The sequence below is a fragment of the Serratia ureilytica genome (genome assembly GCF_013375155.1).
Taxonomy (GTDB): domain Bacteria; phylum Pseudomonadota; class Gammaproteobacteria; order Enterobacterales; family Enterobacteriaceae; genus Serratia; species Serratia ureilytica.
In genome coordinates this window covers 185,807-202,037 of record NZ_JABXOF010000005.1, presented here as the reverse complement: position 1 = coordinate 202,037, position 16,231 = coordinate 185,807, and the positions used below count along the sequence as shown (strand labels likewise).

Sequence of the window (16,231 nt, the reverse complement as noted above, 5' to 3'; positions counted from 1 at the left end):
CCAATGCGCGCGTCGCTGTCATGGGCGGCCGCGGGGAGAGAACCGATGAGTGTGGAGATCAATCAGACGGTCGCGCAGAGCGGCCGGCGCAAGTTCAAATCGCTACGCTGGTGGATGCTGGCGCTGTTCTTGCTGGGCGTCACGGTCAACTACATTACCCGCAACTCGCTGGGCATTCTGGCGCCGGAACTGAAAACCAGCCTGAACATGAGCACCGAGCAATATGCCTGGGTGGTGGCGTCGTTCCAGTTGGCCTATACGGTATTTCAGCCGATCTGCGGCTGGCTGATCGACGTCATCGGCCTGAAGATGGGCTTTCTGATCTGCGCGGGCATTTGGGCGGTGGTGTGCATGCTGCACGCCGGCGCCGGCAGCTGGTTGCAACTGGCCATTTTGCGCTTCTTCATGGGGGGCGCGGAGGCGGCGGCCACTCCGGCCAACGCCAAGGCGATCTCCGACTGGTTCCCGAAGAAGGAGCGTCCGATCGCCGCCGGCTGGGCGGGCGTCGGTTTCTCCATCGGCGCCATGCTGGCGCCGCCGATCATCGTCATCGCCCACGTCTCCTTCGGCTGGCAGGGCGCGTTCCTGTTCTCCGGCGGGCTGGCGCTGATCTGGGTAGTGCTGTGGTGGCTGTTCTACCACTCGCCCCAGCAGCACCCGAACCTCAGCCAACAAGAGCTGGATCTGATCCGTGAAGACAACGAGCCGGTGCTGCCGAAGCTGCCGTTCTTCACTTCGCTGGCCAGCCTGTGCAAGAACAAGAAATTCTATGGCATCGCCATCCCGGCCTTTCTCGCCGAGCCGGCCTGGGCGGTCTTCAGTTTCTGGGTGCCGCTGTACCTGGCCACCGAACGCGGCATGGATCTGAAGCAGATCGCGATGTTCGCCTGGCTGCCGTTCCTGGCGGCGGATATCGGCAGCGTCGCCAGCGGCTATCTCACCACCCTATACCGCAAATGGTTCGGCTGCAGCCGCGTCAACTCGGTGGTCGCCAGCTCGGTGACCGGCGCTTTCCTGATGGTGTCGCTGGCGTTCGTGGCGATCACCCAAGATCCCTATGTGGCGATCGCGTTGATCTCGATCGGCGGATTCGGCCATCAGGTGATCTCCTGCATGCTCAGCGCGCTGGTGGTGGAATCGTTCGATAAAAACCAAATGGCGACGGTCAACGGCATGCGCGGCTCCAGCGCCTGGATCGCCAGCTTCCTGTTCACGCTCCTGATCGGCGCGGTATCCGACACCCTCGGTTTCAACCCGCTGTTTATCGCGATGGGCTTCTTCGATTTGATCGGCGCCCTGTTCCTGATCGCCCTGATCGCCGAGCGCGGCGGTAAGAAAACCCCTTCACACAGCTAAGTGGAATATGTATGAAAACGTTGAAAAATTGGACGCTGGCGGCGCAGCATGCCGACCACGTCGAGCTGCTGGTCGATGAACGCCACCGTTTCTGCCTGTACGTGCTGGAAGACGGTCTGTTCCGCGTGTTGATCAAACGTGAGGGCGAGCTGGCGCTGGATCGCACCTGGAGCATTGCGCCGCAGGAGGATGTGCCCTGGGAGGGGCGCGATCGGCTCAGCGTCGCTGGTTTCAGCCTGCCGGGCTATCAGCTGCGCCGGGAGGGCGATCGGCTGGTGGTCAGCACGCCGCTGCTGCGCGTGACGGTGCATCAGCCGCTGTGGCTGGCGTGGGAGTATTGCAATGCCGCCGGCGAGTGGCGGCCGCTGGCGGCGGATCGGCCGACCAGCGCCTACCTGCTCAACGCGCACGGCGACGGCGTGGCGCATTACCAGCGGCGTTTCGCCGATGAGCGCTATTACGGCCTGGGGGAGAAGGCCGGCGATCTGGAACGCACCGGCCGCCGCTTCGAGATGCGCAACCTGGACGCGATGGGCTACAACGCCGCCAGCACCGATCCGCTGTACAAGCACATTCCGTTTACCATCACCCGCGGGCCGGAGGCGAGCTTCGGCCTGTTCTACGACAACCTGAGCAGCTGCTGGCTGGATCTGGGCAACGAGATCGACAACTACCATACGGCCTACCGCCGCTATCAGGCCGAAGCGGGCGATCTGGATTACTACCTGTTCCTCGGGCCGAAGGTTTTGGATGTCACCAAGGCGTTCGTGCGCCTGACCGGCCGCACCCACTTCGGGCCGAAGTGGAGCCTGGGCTACAGCGGTTCGACCATGCACTACACCGACGCGCCGGACGCCCAGCAGCAGCTGCAACAGTTCATTGCGCTGTGCCGTCAACATGCCATCCCCTGCGACTCTTTCCAGCTGTCGTCGGGCTACACCTCGATCAACAACAAACGCTACGTGTTTAACTGGAACTATGACAAGGTGCCGCAGCCTAGGCTGCTCAGCCAGGCGTTTCACGACGCCGGCCTCAAGCTGGCGGCCAACATCAAGCCGTGCCTGCTGCAGGATCATCCGCAGTATCAAGAGGTGGCGGCGCAGGGGCTGTTTATCCGCGATTCGCAAAGCGACGCGCCGGAACGCTCCAGCTTCTGGGACGACGAAGGATCGCACCTCGACTTCACCAATCCGGCGACGGTGCGATGGTGGCAGCAGGGCGTCACACAGCAGCTGCTGGAGATGGGCATCGATTCGACCTGGAACGACAACAACGAGTACGAAGTGTGGGACGGCGAAGCGCGCTGCCACGGCTTTGGACGGCCGATCGCCATCAAACATCTCCGCCCGGTGATGCCGCTGCTGATGATGCGCGCCTCGATGGAGGCCCAGTTGCGCTTTGCGCCGCAGCGGCGGCCGTACCTGATCTCGCGCTCCGGCTGCGCCGGCATGCAGCGCTACGTGCAGACCTGGAGCGGCGATAATCGCACCAGCTGGCAGACGCTGCGCTACAACATTCGCATGGGGTTGGGCATGAGCCTGTCCGGGTTGTATAACCTCGGCCACGACGTCGGTGGCTTCTCCGGTGACAAACCGGACGCGGAGCTGCTGGTGCGCTGGGTGCAAAACGGCGTGATGCACCCGCGTTTCACCATCCACTCCTGGAATGACGACGCCACGGTCAACGAACCCTGGATGTACCCGGCCGCCACCCCGGCGGTGCGCGAGGCGATCAACCTGCGTTACCGGCTGCTGCCGTATTTCTACACGCTGCTGTGGCAGGCCTGCGCCGACGACGAGCCGATGCTGCGCCCGACTTTTCTCGATCACGAACAGGATGCGCACACCTTTGGCGAAAACGACGATTTTCTGATTGGCCGCGATCTGCTGGTGGCCAGCGTGGTGGAGCCGGGGCAACGTCGCCGTTCGGTGTATCTGCCGGATAACGGCGAAGGCTGGTACTGCTTCTACAGCGGCCAGTGGTTTGGCGGCGGCCAGACGGTGACGCTGGCGGCGCCGTTGGAGCGTCTGCCGCTGCTGGTGCGCGCCGGGGCGGCGCTGCCGCTGTCGCAGCGGTTGGCGCATGTGGACGTGGCCGCCGACGATCGGCGCGAGCTGCGGCTGTTTCCGCTCAAGGGCGGCGGGGCGAGCGGCGGGCTGCTGTTTGAGGACGACGGCGAAAGCGACGGCTGGCGGCAGGGCGAGGCGCTGTGGCTGCGCTGGGAAATGCGCTGCGACCATCAGCGCATCATGCTGGATATCACGACGGAAGGGCATTTCCGCCCGGCCTGGCGCACGCTGACGCTCAGCCTGCCGGAAGGCGAAACGCGCGCGCTGTGGGTGAACGGTGAACCCGGCGAGCGTTTTACGCTGGAGTAGGGCTTACTCGGCCGCGCGCTTCTTGCGCGGCTTTTTGGCGACGGTGATGGTTTTCACCTCGCTTTCCACCCAGCCATCCTGCAGGCGGGTTTTCAGCAGTTCGCCGACCTGCGCCTGCTTGGTGGTTTTCAGCAGCTCGCCGCGCGGAGTTTGCGTCACGCTGTAGCCGCGCGCCAGCGTCGCCAGCGGGCTGACGGTCTCCAGCTGGCTGCAGGCCACGCCGAAACGCTGGCGGTAGGCGTTGAGCTGGCGCTCCATCGCCTGCTGCAGACGGTATTCCTGCTGCTGCACGCGCTGTTGGTAGCGGTGAATGCGGCCCTGCGGCTGCACCTGCGCCAGCCGCTGCTGGACGCGTTCGCTGCGGCGGGCGGCCAGGCGCAGCTGCTGCTGCATGCCGTCTTCCATTCGGCGCTGCAGCTTGAACAGCAGCGTCTGCTGGCGCGCCAGGCGCAGATGCGGATGCTGCTGCTGTAAACGGTGATGAATGCGGGTGAACTGCTGCTGACGCTGCGCCAGGTAGTAATCCATCGCCATCTCCAGCCGCTGCTGCTGCGACTGCAGCTGGCGCAACAGCTCGAGCTGATTGCGGCTCACCAGTTCGGCGGCGGCGGAAGGGGTCGGCGCCCGCAGGTCGGCGACGAAGTCGGCGATGGTGACGTCGGTTTCATGGCCGACGGCGCTGACGATCGGAATGCGGCTGGCGAAGATCGCCCGCGCCACGCGTTCGTCGTTGAAGCTCCACAGATCCTCCAGCGAACCGCCGCCGCGGCCGACGATCAGCACGTCGCATTCATCGCGGCGGTTGGCGGTCTCGATGGCGCGCACGATCTGCATCGGCGCTTCCGCGCCCTGCACCGAGGTGGGGTAGATGACGATCGGCAGCGACGGATCGCGCCGCTGCAATACCTGCAGGATATCGTGCAGCGCCGCGCCGCTGGCGGAGGTGATCACCCCGACGCGTTTGGCCGGGGCGGGCAGCGGCTGCTTGAACTGCTGATCGAACAGCCCTTCGGCGCTCAGGCGCTGTTTCAACTGCTCGAACTGTTGCTGCAGCAGGCCGTCGCCGGCGGGCTGCATGCTCTCGGCGATCAGCTGGTAGTCGCCGCGCGGTTCATACAGCGTGATGCTGGCGCGCACCAAGACCTGCTGGCCGTTTTGCGGCCGGAAGGTGACGCGGCGGTTGCTGTTGCGGAACATCGCGCAGCGCACCTGGGCGCGGTCGTCTTTCAGGGTGAAATACCAGTGGCCGGAGGCGGGCTGGGAGAGGTTGGAGATCTCGGCGGAGAGCCAAATCTGCCCCATTTCCATTTCCAGCAGTTGGCGAACCGTCTGATTCAGGCGGCTTACGGTAAAAATGGAAGGCGAAACAGGTAGCGACATGTGACCCAGATCAAATTTCAAAACAATCACTTAATTGGTCGATACTACATGGCTGAAAAAGGTAATCAAGACTTTTTGTAAGAAAGTGCTGGAGGCAACCGATTCCGCTCTGTATAATGCCGCGGCAATATTTTATCTTTTTCACAGCCCACCCTGGTGAGATATTGCCCATGCTACGTATCGCTAAAGAAGCTCTGACGTTTGACGACGTCCTCCTGGTTCCAGCCCACTCCACGGTTCTGCCTAACACCGCAGAGCTCGGCACTCAACTGACCAAAACCATCCGCCTGAACATCCCTATGCTGTCCGCAGCCATGGATACCGTTACCGAATCCGGCCTGGCCATCGCGCTGGCGCAGGAAGGCGGCCTGGGCTTCATCCACAAAAACATGTCCATCGAGCGCCAGGCTGAAGAAGTCAGCCGCGTGAAAAAACATGAAAGCGGCGTAGTCACCGACCCGCAGACCGTTACCCCGGCCACCACGCTGCAGGAAGTGAAAGAGCTGACCGCGCGCAACGGCTTCGCCGGTTATCCGGTCGTCACCGAAGACAACGAGCTGGTCGGCATCATTACCGGCCGCGACGTGCGCTTCGTGACCGATCTGACTCAGCCGGTGACTGCGGTGATGACGCCGAAAGATCGCCTGGTCACCGTGAAAGAAGGTGAAGCGCGCGACGTGGTGCTGCAGAAGATGCACGAAAAGCGCGTAGAAAAAGCGCTGGTGGTGGACGACAGCTTCCACCTGCTGGGCATGATCACCGTTAAAGACTTCCAGAAAGCGGAACGTAAGCCGAACGCCTGTAAAGACGAGCACGGCCGTCTGCGCGTGGGCGCGGCGGTCGGCGCCGGCGCCGGCAACGAAGAGCGCGTTGATGCGCTGGTGGCGGCAGGCGTTGACGTTCTGCTGATCGACTCCTCGCACGGCCACTCCGAAGGCGTGTTGCAGCGCATCCGCGAAACCCGCGCCAAATACCCGGATCTGCAGATCGTTGGCGGCAACGTCGCGACCGCGGCGGGCGCCAAAGCGCTGGCTGAAGCCGGCGTGAGCGCGGTGAAAGTGGGTATCGGCCCTGGCTCCATCTGTACCACCCGCATCGTGACCGGCGTAGGCGTACCGCAGATCACCGCCATCGCCGACGCGGTGGAAGCGCTGGAAGGCACCGGTATTCCGGTTATCGCCGACGGCGGCATCCGCTTCTCCGGCGATATCGCCAAAGCGATTGCCGCGGGCGCCTCTTGCGTGATGGTCGGCTCCATGCTGGCGGGTACCGAAGAATCTCCGGGCGAAATCGAGCTGTATCAGGGGCGCTCGTTCAAATCTTACCGCGGCATGGGCTCGCTGGGCGCGATGTCCAAAGGCTCTTCCGACCGTTACTTCCAGACCGATAACGCCGCCGACAAACTGGTGCCGGAAGGTATCGAAGGCCGCGTGGCCTATAAAGGCATGCTGAAAGCCATCGTGCACCAGCAGATGGGCGGCCTGCGCTCCTGCATGGGCCTGACCGGCTGCGCCACCATCGACGATCTGCGCACCAAGGCGGAGTTCGTGCGCATCAGCGGCGCCGGCATTCAGGAAAGCCACGTGCACGACGTGACCATCACCAAAGAGTCGCCGAACTACCGCATGGGCTGATGCCTTAACCTCTCCTGAGTGAGAGGCCGGGGTGGGGCGCTAAGCCCCATCCCGAAAACATACATTTTCGCTCTTTTTCTCTTGTTGCTGGAATTCGCCTCACATGACACAAAATATCCATAAGCATCGCATCCTCATACTGGACTTCGGTTCGCAATACACCCAACTGGTCGCCCGCCGCGTGCGCGAAATCGGCGTTTACTGCGAACTGTGGGCCTGGGACGTTAGCGAAGAGCAGATCCGCGAATTCAACCCAAGCGGCATCATCCTGTCCGGCGGCCCGGAAAGCACCACCGAAGCCGGCAGCCCGCGCGCCCCTGACTACGTGTTCAACGCCGGCGTGCCGGTGCTGGGCGTGTGCTACGGCATGCAGACCATGGCGATGCAGCTGGGTGGCCATGTGCAGGGCTCCAACGAACGCGAGTTCGGCTACGCGCAGGTGGAAATCGTCAACGAGAGCGCACTGCTGCGCGACATCGAAGACGCCATCAGCCCGGCCGGCAAACCGCTGCTGGACGTGTGGATGAGCCACGGCGACAAAGTGACCGCGATCCCGTCCGACTTCGTGACCGTCGCCAGCACCGATACCTGCCCGTTCGCCATTATGGCCAACGAAGAAAAACGCTTCTACGGCGTGCAGTTCCACCCGGAAGTGACCCACACCCGTCAGGGCCAGCGCATGCTGGAGCGCTTCGTACTGGACATCTGCCAGTGTGAGGCCCTGTGGACGCCGGCGACCATCATCGAAGATGCGGTTGAGCGCATCCGCGAGCAGGTGGGTGAAGACCACGTGATCCTCGGCCTGTCCGGCGGCGTTGACTCCTCCGTGACCGCGATGCTGCTGCACCGCGCCATCGGCAAGCGTCTGACCTGCGTGTTCGTCGACAACGGCCTGCTGCGCTTGAACGAAGCCAAGCAGGTGATGGAAATGTTCGGCGACCACTTCGGCCTGAACATCGTGCACGTCGAGGCGGAAAACCGCTTCCTGACCGCGCTGGCGGGCGTCGACGAGCCGGAAGCCAAGCGTAAAATCATCGGCCGCGTGTTCGTTGAAGTGTTCGACGAAGAAGCCTGCAAGCAAGAGCAGGTGAAATGGCTGGCGCAGGGCACCATCTATCCGGACGTAATTGAATCCGCCGCTTCCGCCACCGGCAAAGCGCACGTGATCAAGTCGCACCACAACGTGGGCGGCCTGCCGAAAGAGATGAAGCTGGGCCTGGTCGAGCCGCTGAAAGAGCTGTTCAAAGACGAAGTGCGCAAAATTGGCCTGGAACTGGGCCTGCCGTACGACATGCTGTACCGTCACCCGTTCCCGGGCCCGGGTCTGGGCGTGCGCGTGCTGGGCGAAGTGAAGAAAGAGTACTGCGATCTGCTGCGCCGCGCCGACGCCATCTTCATCGAAGAGCTGCACAAAGCCGATCTGTACAACAAAGTCAGCCAGGCGTTCACCGTGTTCCTGCCGGTGCGCTCGGTCGGCGTGATGGGCGACGGCCGCAAATACGACTGGGTGGTCTCCCTGCGTGCGGTGGAAACCATCGACTTCATGACCGCGCACTGGGCGCATCTGCCGTATGACTTCCTCGGCCGCGTGTCCAACCGCATCATCAACGAAGTGGACGGCATCTCCCGCGTGGTGTACGACATCAGCGGCAAGCCGCCGGCGACGATCGAGTGGGAGTAATCCCGCGTCCGGCGTAGGCTGGCGTCAGTGAACCGCACATGAGAACCAAACCCGCTTAACGGCGGGTTTTTTTATGCCCGATGTTTGGCGCCCTGTGCCGTAGACGGCCTCCGCTCCGAAAGGAGGGCTGGGTTGAGATAGGGGCGAACGGAGAGGACAGCCCGCGCGGAGCCGCCTGCGCTTTGCTTACGGCTCATTTCCTGAGGCGCTGCGTTTCCCATCTCGGCTTTGCGCCTATCCGCAGAACGGTATTCTGCAACCACGCGCACTTCGCCGGTGCGATGATGTCGTCGGATAACGGGGCTTTATTCACCGTATCCGCCGGGCCGCGGCATAATGAATTGCCGTATTGAGGCGCGTCGACTCATCGGCATCGGGCGATGGCGTAGCTAATTAATCCTCTGCGAAAATAAAAGGACTCCGTGCGCCCTTTTATGGGATTTTTCTGAAAGACTTGGTCTGACGAATAAATATATCAGAAGGATGCGATGAATTAGTCTATTTCTTATTTTATAAATCTTTCCTTCTGTTTTTATTGAGGAAATCAGCGGTTTTATTGTATTTAATAACCCTTCTCAAGGGCGATTCCTACGTTTTATCGGCATTCATTGCTTGGAGTTGAAATTCTAATTATATGATTTTTCTTGTCTTTTAATTATTGTCGTAACATAAAGTGCGAACTGTGTAATTATCTGGCATTTGATATTTTCTAAGCTATCTACATAGGCTACTCTAAATGTAAGGGTATTAAAATGCACCGCCGAGAGGGAGGCAAACGATTTATCAACGGATGCCAAGATATGCTTTCTTTTGACTGCTTAGTTGCACAACGTCAGGATGGATATTGGTCAAGATGAAAGAGACAGGAAAAGCCTTCACCAGGGAAAAGCTTTATAAGAATTATACCAATAACGTCACAAGGAGGATGTCTACCCAAAAAGAAGTATCTCTCTGTCAATCAATTATAAAAGGTTCATCGTTTTTCACATTCTAATCCTAATTGCATGATTGCGGCAGCGCTTTGTTTTTCATTTTAATGGATAAAAGCCCAATGAGCAGGTTGTCTGAGGGTGGGTTTTGTTAGGACATGGATGTCATTATGAGTTACCAGCATAGTATCGTGGTCGAGCTAGTTAATTTGATCGAGATGAATATACAGCATGATCTCTCGATAGAAAAGTTATCGGATTTGTCTGGTTATTCGAAATGGCACTTGCAAAGAATGTTTCAGCGTTATACGGGAATGAAAATAGCGACGTATATCAGAAATAGGCGTCTGAGCAAGTCTGCCGTCATGCTCAAACAGTCTGATTTAAAAGTATTGGAAGTGGCTACTGCTATCGGCTTTAGCTCCCAGCAGGCTTTTAGCCGCGCCTTTCAACGCTTTTTCGGTGAAAGCCCAAAGGACTTTAGAACGAGCCAGGAATGGGACTTTTCCAAACATCTCCCTCCCTTTTTAATACAAAATCCGTCAGCATATCATTTTATCGAAATGCCCAATAACATATACCTGCTTAAGGGATATAAGTTTTTTCTCTATCATTCAATGAATGCTTCCAGCTCTGGAGGAGAGGAACGACAGAAATACGGCAGCCGCACAGGGAAAAATACCGATACGTCAATGCGCACGGTAAAGTTGGCTTCATCCGGTTGGGAAGTAACGCTCAGCAAAGGGTACTACGAGACACGCAATCTGACGTTGATAAGAGGGCAGTATTTATTGTTCGAGTTTAACGGCAGGTTGAACGAATATCTGGTTTTTTTTGACAGCATCTATGACGCCTATCTTCCTTTGCTTGGCGTGCGAATAAGAAACGGCTTTTTAATTGAGTTGCATAAAGAAAAGAATTTTCAATACGCGGAAATTAACGTCAAGGTGTTGATTTATATTGGCAAGTCTTGACGCTCTTCGGGCAGTAAAACAGAGGGATTATCCCAAGGAAAAGGAGGTGCTTATCAGGGTGATTAATTAGCGCTCGGGCTGTTGCCGTTTTTATCTCTATCTATTTTAATTTTAAAAGGAAGTCAGTTATGACTGGTTCTAGTTTGAACACGTTCCCTGTGGGCTATGAGTATGTCAATTTTGTTAATTGGTCAAAAGAAATCTCCGGCAATCATATTCTGACCTGCTATCCACAAAATACGGATGAGCTCTTGGCCGTAATTAACTGGGCGCATGAGAATAAATATTGCGTGCGTCCGGTTGGCATCAAGCACAACTGGTCCCCGCTCGTTATTGCAAACGGGGAGGATAACAGCAATGTCGTGCTGATCGACCTCACCAGAAAATTCAAAAACATCTCAATCAATAAAGTGGGAGAGCATGGATACGTCACCGCGCAAACGGGGGTGACAATGCAGGCTTTGCTCACTGAATTAGAAAAAAAGAAACTCGGCTTTTACGCGACGCCGGCGCCTGGCGATCTGACCCTGGGCGGCGTGCTTGCCATCGGCGGCCATGGAACCTGCATCCCGGCAAAAGATGAGCCTCTGGCTGAGTTTGCCAGTTTTGGTTCCGTGAGCAATAGCGTGGTGTCGCTAAAAGCTGTCGTCTGGGATCAGGCGCGGTCGAAGTATGAATTAAAGGAGTTTACGCGTGATAATGCGGAGAGCTCGGCATTCCTGGTGCATGTCGGCCGGGCTTTTATCAGCGAAGTGACGCTGCAGGTGCCGCGCAACCGGCGTTTACGCTGTCAAAGTTATGTTAATGTCACCGCGGCGGATCTTTTTTCCACTGCAAGCACGACAAAAAATACCTTCAGCCATTTCTTGGATCTGTGCGGGCGCGTTGAAGTCATTTGGTTCCCGTTCACGGAAAAACCATGGCTGAAAGTGTGGAAGCAAGAAGACAGCTTCCCAAAAGTGTCAAAACCGGTTAATGGTCCATTTAACTATCCGTTCTCGGATAATTTGCCGGTTAAAATTTCCGATATCATTAAAAAAATCAATAATGGCCACCCGGAGCTGACCCCGACACTCGGCAAGGCGCAGATGGAGTTGGTCAGCATTGGTTTAGGGGCCACCGTGTCGGCGGATCTGTGGGGGTGGAGCAAGGATCTGCTGTTGTATGTGAAGCCGACAACGCTGCGCGTGACGGCCAATGGTTACGCGATAATCACGAAGCGGAGCAATATTCAAAACGTATTGCACGATTTCACGAAAAAATATGAAGAAATGGTGGCCGATTACCAGCGCAAGAATTCATTTCCGATGAATGGCCCGATTGAAATTCGCGTCACCGGATTGGACAGTGCAAAAGAGAGCGCGGTGGCCAATGCCATTGCTCCCGATCTTTCGGCTATTCGTCCCGTTGAATCCCATCCGGAATGGGATGTCGCGATCTGGTTGGATATTCTGACCATGCCCGATACGCCGGATGCCAATAAATTCTACAGTGAAATGGAAAAATGGATTTTTAGCCACTATGCGGGCGACTATGCGACGGTTCGCGTAGAGTGGAGTAAAGGCTGGGGTTATACGTCACAGGCCGCGTGGCAGGATAAAACCGTACTCGAAGAAAACATTCCGCGCAGCTTTAATGCCGGGGCAGGGAACAATGACAGTTGGAATCATGCCTGCAACGTGCTGAATAAGTACGATCCGCACAACGTGTTCTCCTCTCCATTGACCAAAGCGGTTTTCAAACAGAAGAGTTAGTGAGTGCGTAATTGAAATAACCACCTGATTGGGCAGGTGGTTAGCATCATTAACCTTTCAGAGGGAGCCGCTTGTTTTCAAGCACCCCATTCTTTCTCGTAATGATATTCGATACGGCTTGCATCCCCACCCAGCAGGGAGCCTACGGCTGCAACGCTTTTAAATGCCGCATAGCCAAGCGAGTCCGCGACATTATGAACGGCGCCCAAGCCAAAACCGATCGCGTTGAACCCTTGGCCTACGGAAGAGATCAATCGGGTATTAAGCGCATCATTGGCCAATTTTACGGTATCAATGATAACATCGCCGGCAAATCCTGATACAAAGCTTGCCGTATCGGAAATAATCCCCGCACCAGAAACGATTTCGATCTCTGCAGTATTTAGCTCTTTCATAGTAAATCCTTTCAACTTTATCCCTATACCTCAGGAACGAAACGTAAAGCGTTTCGCCGCTTAATTCTCGCAGCCTCTGTGAATGACGGCTTGATGAGAATACGCTTAGATTAAAGAGGTCGGCGTTGAAATATGCAACTCATAACGCCGTCGCTAATATTAGGGTCGCACTTTTTGTGACGTTTCAGCAGTTTTGTGTTTTTTTAAGATTATTATTACTTGTGGGTTTTGCCAACAAAGACTAAATCTAAATAAGCGCCGTGTTGGGCCAGGGATAAGATAAAAATGAACGGTGTCGCTATATATGGAGAGGTCAGAATTTGTTTAGGGAAGAGGCCTTATCGCACAGTCGTTCTAAATGGGCAGGAAAAGCATTGTTAATTGCAGGATTGCCGGCCTGGGTCATCGCGGGCATTTCACTTTCATTCGTTTCTGTGCTGATCATTTTCGTGACCTATGGCGGTTATACCCGGCGTATCAGCGTGGGCGGAGAGGTCACGACGCTGCCAAGATCGGTCAATATATTTGCTACTCAGCAGGGATTCATTGCACAACGCTTTGTCAATGTGGGCGATCAGGTAAAAAAAGGGCAGCATCTTTATCAGATAGACGTCAGCAGGGTGACGGATTCCGGCACCGTCAGCGCAAGCACGCGGCAGGCGATAGAAAATCAACTGGCGCAGGTCGATAGCATCATCGCCAAATTGGAGGCGAACAAGAAAACGACCCTGGTCAATCTGCAAGCGCAGATTGACCAATATAAACTGGCGCACAGCCAGTCCAAACAGATGGTCGAAAATTCACGCAACGGCGTTAACTTCATGCGCGAAACCATGAAAAATTACGATGAGTATCGCAGTAAGGGGCTCATTAATCGGGATCAGCTGAATAACCAGGTTTACCTCTACTATCAGCAGCAGAGTACGTTCCACAGTCTCTATAACCAAAGCATTCAAGAGTCTTTGCAGATAACTAACCTGAATAGCGATCTCGCGACAAGAGCGTCCGATTTCGATAATCAAATCTCACAATATCAATTTCAGCGCAATGATCTCCTGCGGCAGCTGGCCGAAGCGGACGCCAGCGGCTCGTTGATTGTCAATGCGCCGGCGGACGGGCGCGTTGAATCGCTCAGCGTGACGCCTGGGCAAATGGTCAATACGGGAGACAGCCTGGCGCAATTAATCCCCAGTAATCATGCCATCTATTATTTGGTTTTATGGTTGCCCAACAGCAGCGTGCCTTACGTGAGCCGAGGCGATCACATCAACGTTCGCTATGACGCCTTCCCGTATGAAAAATTTGGTCAGTTTCCCGGTGTGATCGAAAGCATCGCTTATGTTCCCGCATCGATTCAGGAAATGTCCACTTACAGCAGTTCGCCAACTCGACAATCGGCTGAACTGGTTGAGTCGTACTACAAAGTGCTGGTGGCTATCGATAACACGCAGTTTGGCTATCAGGGAAAGAAGCTGAACCTTTCAAGCGGCATGAAGGCGCAAGCCACGCTTTTCCTGGAGAAAAGACCCATCTACCAATGGATGTTCGCGCCATTTTATGACATGAAAAACAGTGTGTCGGGGCCACTTCGTGAATAAAGTTTATGAGAATATCGTTGGCAAGCTGAACCTGTCGCTCAGAAGAAAAGTGCCGCAGGTCTTGCAAACGGAGGCCGCCGAATGCGGGCTGGCCAGTTTAGCGATGGTGTGCGGCTATTACGGCATGCACATCGATATGCTGTCGATGCGCCAGAAGTTTGATATCTCGGCCCGCGGCGCCACCCTGAGCTCGCTGATCGCGATCGCCGAGAATCTCAATTTGAAAACGCGGGCCTTATCCTTGAGCCTGGATGAGATTCACCAGGTGAAAAGGCCCTGCATATTGCACTGGGATATGAATCACTTTGTGGTCCTGGTCAACATTCGCGGTGGGCGGATAACCCTGCACGATCCGGCATTTGGCCGCCGGGTTATCGGCCTGCAGGAGTTTTCCCTGCATTTTACCGGAATCGCTTTAGAGGTATGGCCAAGCAGTGAATTCACGCCTGTGGTGCAGAAAAATCGCCTGCACTTTAGAAAACTGCTCAGCAATGTCACCGGTCTTAAAAGCGCGCTGGTAAAAATTTTCGCTCTGTCGCTGGTCATTGAGGCCGTCAACCTGCTGATGCCCGTCGGGACTCAGTTGGTGATGGACCACGTCATCCAGGCCGGCGACCATAATTTATTGGTCATTATTTGCGTCGGTTTACTGTTTTTTATCTTGTTCCGCACCTGCGTTTCGATGTTTCGCTCGTGGATCTCCATCGTGATGGGCGCGCTGATCGATATACAGTGGAAATCAGGGCTGTTTGATCATCTGATGAAGCTCCCGCTTGCCTATTTTGAAAAGCGCAAGCTGGGTGATATTCAATCGCGCTTTGGCTCGTTGGACGCCATTCGCACCACGTTTACCACCAGTATCGTTTCCAGCATCATTGATGGCATCATGTCGGTCGGCGTATTTATCATGATGTTCATGTACGGTGGCTGGCTGGTGTGGGTAGCCTCCGGCTTTACGGTCTTATATGTTCTGCTGCGCCTTTCGACCTATCGCTATTATCGGCAAGCGTCCGAGGAGCAATTGGTGAAGTCGGCGAAAGCCAGCTCACATTTTATGGAGACGCTGTACAGCATCGCGACGCTGAAGTCGTTGGGGTTGGCGGGAACGCGTTCGCAATTCTGGTTAAATTTAAATATCGATACGGCAAACGCCAATATTCGGGTGACGAAGCTCGATATGTTCTTTGGCGGCGTGAATGCGTTTCTTGCGGCCTGCGATCAAATCGTTATCTTGTGGTTGGGCGCGTCTTTAGTGATCGACAGTCAAATGACATTAGGCATGTTTGTCGCCTTTAATGCCTATCGGGGGCAATTCTCCGATCGCGCGTCAAATCTTATCGATATGGTCATTCGGCTGCGAATGCTGAATTTGCATAATGAAAGGCTGGCGGACATCGTGCTTTCTACGACAGAGGAAGAAAAGCCCTATCGCAAGATATGCAATCCCAACGAGGCGGTGACTTTTGAAGTGCGCGATCTGCTTTATCAATATGACAGCCTTTCGCGCCCAGTGATCCCCGGACTCAGCCTGCAGATCGCGGCGGGAGAAAGCGTGGCGATCGTCGGGCCTTCAGGCGTCGGCAAAACCACGTTGATGAAGCTGATGTGCGGGCTGTTGGAACCGACGGAAGGGCGTTTGTTTATCAACGGCATTAACATTCATGATATCGGCATTAATAATTATCGGGAGTGCATCGCATGTGTATTGCAAGAAGATAAACTGCTTGCCGGTTCAATTGCCGAGAACATATGCAGTTTTGATGCTCATCCCGATACGGAATTTATCGTTGAATGCGCCAAGCATTGCAATATTCACGACGATATTATGAAAATGCCGATGGGATATGAAACGTTGGTGGGCGAATTGGGGGGGAGCCTTTCCGGCGGGCAAAAACAGCGGGTGCTTATCGCCCGCGCGTTGTATCGAAGGCCCAGTATTCTGTTTATGGACGAAGCCACCAGTCATTTGGATCTGGACAATGAAAAAAGGGTGAACGAAGCCATATCCTCGTTGAAAATGACCCGCGTTATCATTGCTCATCGGCCATCGACGATTGCATCGGCAGATCGGGTAATTACTTTGCAGCCTGTAAATGCAATGGCGTAATTGTTTGATGAAATATAAAATTTTATATTTATTTCATCTTTAATT

10 protein-coding genes are annotated in these 16,231 nt (G+C 55.8%); 8 read left to right on the top strand and 2 right to left on the bottom strand.

Annotation, left to right across the window (positions count from 1 at the left end; genetic code table 11):
* Window positions 1-45 precede the first annotated feature (45 nt).
* Window positions 46-1,356: an MFS transporter gene (locus HWW83_RS11460; protein WP_033651564.1), complete on the top strand. Its 1,311-nt coding sequence runs from the start codon at window positions 46-48 to the stop codon at window positions 1,354-1,356.
* A gap of 11 nt (window positions 1,357-1,367) precedes the next feature.
* Window positions 1,368-3,734: a glycoside hydrolase family 31 protein gene (locus HWW83_RS11455; protein ID WP_176589305.1), complete on the top strand. Its 2,367-nt coding sequence runs from the start codon at window positions 1,368-1,370 to the stop codon at window positions 3,732-3,734.
* Window positions 3,735-3,737: 3 nt separating this feature from the next.
* On the opposite strand, the gene xseA is transcribed toward HWW83_RS11455, so the two are convergent.
* Entirely contained in the window at window positions 3,738-5,114 is a 1,377-nt protein-coding gene (xseA, locus tag HWW83_RS11450) for an exodeoxyribonuclease VII large subunit (protein ID WP_033644342.1), read from the bottom strand.
* 170 nt (window positions 5,115-5,284) lie between these two features.
* On the opposite strand from xseA, the gene guaB reads away from it, so the two are divergent.
* From guaB to HWW83_RS11430, 4 genes are all read left to right on the top strand, one after another.
* Window positions 5,285-6,748 (top strand): IMP dehydrogenase, encoded by a 1,464-nt coding sequence (gene guaB, locus HWW83_RS11445; RefSeq protein WP_004941460.1) that lies wholly within the window; start codon window positions 5,285-5,287, stop codon window positions 6,746-6,748.
* Between the two features lie 103 nt (window positions 6,749-6,851).
* Window positions 6,852-8,429 carry a glutamine-hydrolyzing GMP synthase gene (gene guaA, locus HWW83_RS11440; protein WP_021504498.1) on the top strand — a complete coding sequence of 526 codons (1,578 nt, stop codon included), beginning with the start codon at window positions 6,852-6,854 and terminating at the stop codon, window positions 8,427-8,429.
* Between the two features lie 1,099 nt (window positions 8,430-9,528).
* A complete protein-coding gene (locus HWW83_RS11435) occupies window positions 9,529-10,332 on the top strand; it encodes a helix-turn-helix domain-containing protein (RefSeq protein WP_176589304.1) in 804 nt (267 codons plus the stop codon).
* Between the two features lie 128 nt (window positions 10,333-10,460).
* Window positions 10,461-12,086, top strand: a complete 1,626-nt coding sequence (locus HWW83_RS11430; RefSeq protein WP_047574026.1) for a cholesterol oxidase substrate-binding domain-containing protein — start codon at window positions 10,461-10,463, stop codon at window positions 12,084-12,086.
* Window positions 12,087-12,163: 77 nt separating this feature from the next.
* Here HWW83_RS11430 and HWW83_RS11425 read toward each other — a convergent pair whose 3' ends face one another.
* A complete protein-coding gene (locus tag HWW83_RS11425; RefSeq protein WP_079007635.1) occupies window positions 12,164-12,481 on the bottom strand; it encodes a hypothetical protein in 318 nt (105 codons plus the stop codon).
* 320 nt (window positions 12,482-12,801) lie between these two features.
* Between HWW83_RS11425 and HWW83_RS11420 the strand changes: the two genes are divergently transcribed.
* Both HWW83_RS11420 and HWW83_RS11415 read left to right on the top strand, forming a co-directional pair.
* Window positions 12,802-14,079: an HlyD family secretion protein gene (locus HWW83_RS11420; protein ID WP_033644082.1), complete on the top strand. Its 1,278-nt coding sequence runs from the start codon at window positions 12,802-12,804 to the stop codon at window positions 14,077-14,079.
* On the top strand, window positions 14,072-16,186 hold the full coding sequence (locus HWW83_RS11415) for a peptidase domain-containing ABC transporter (protein ID WP_033644081.1): 2,115 nt from the start codon (window positions 14,072-14,074) through the stop codon (window positions 16,184-16,186). The genes HWW83_RS11420 and HWW83_RS11415 overlap by 8 nt, the downstream gene beginning before the upstream one ends.
* Window positions 16,187-16,231: the final 45 nt, after the last annotated feature.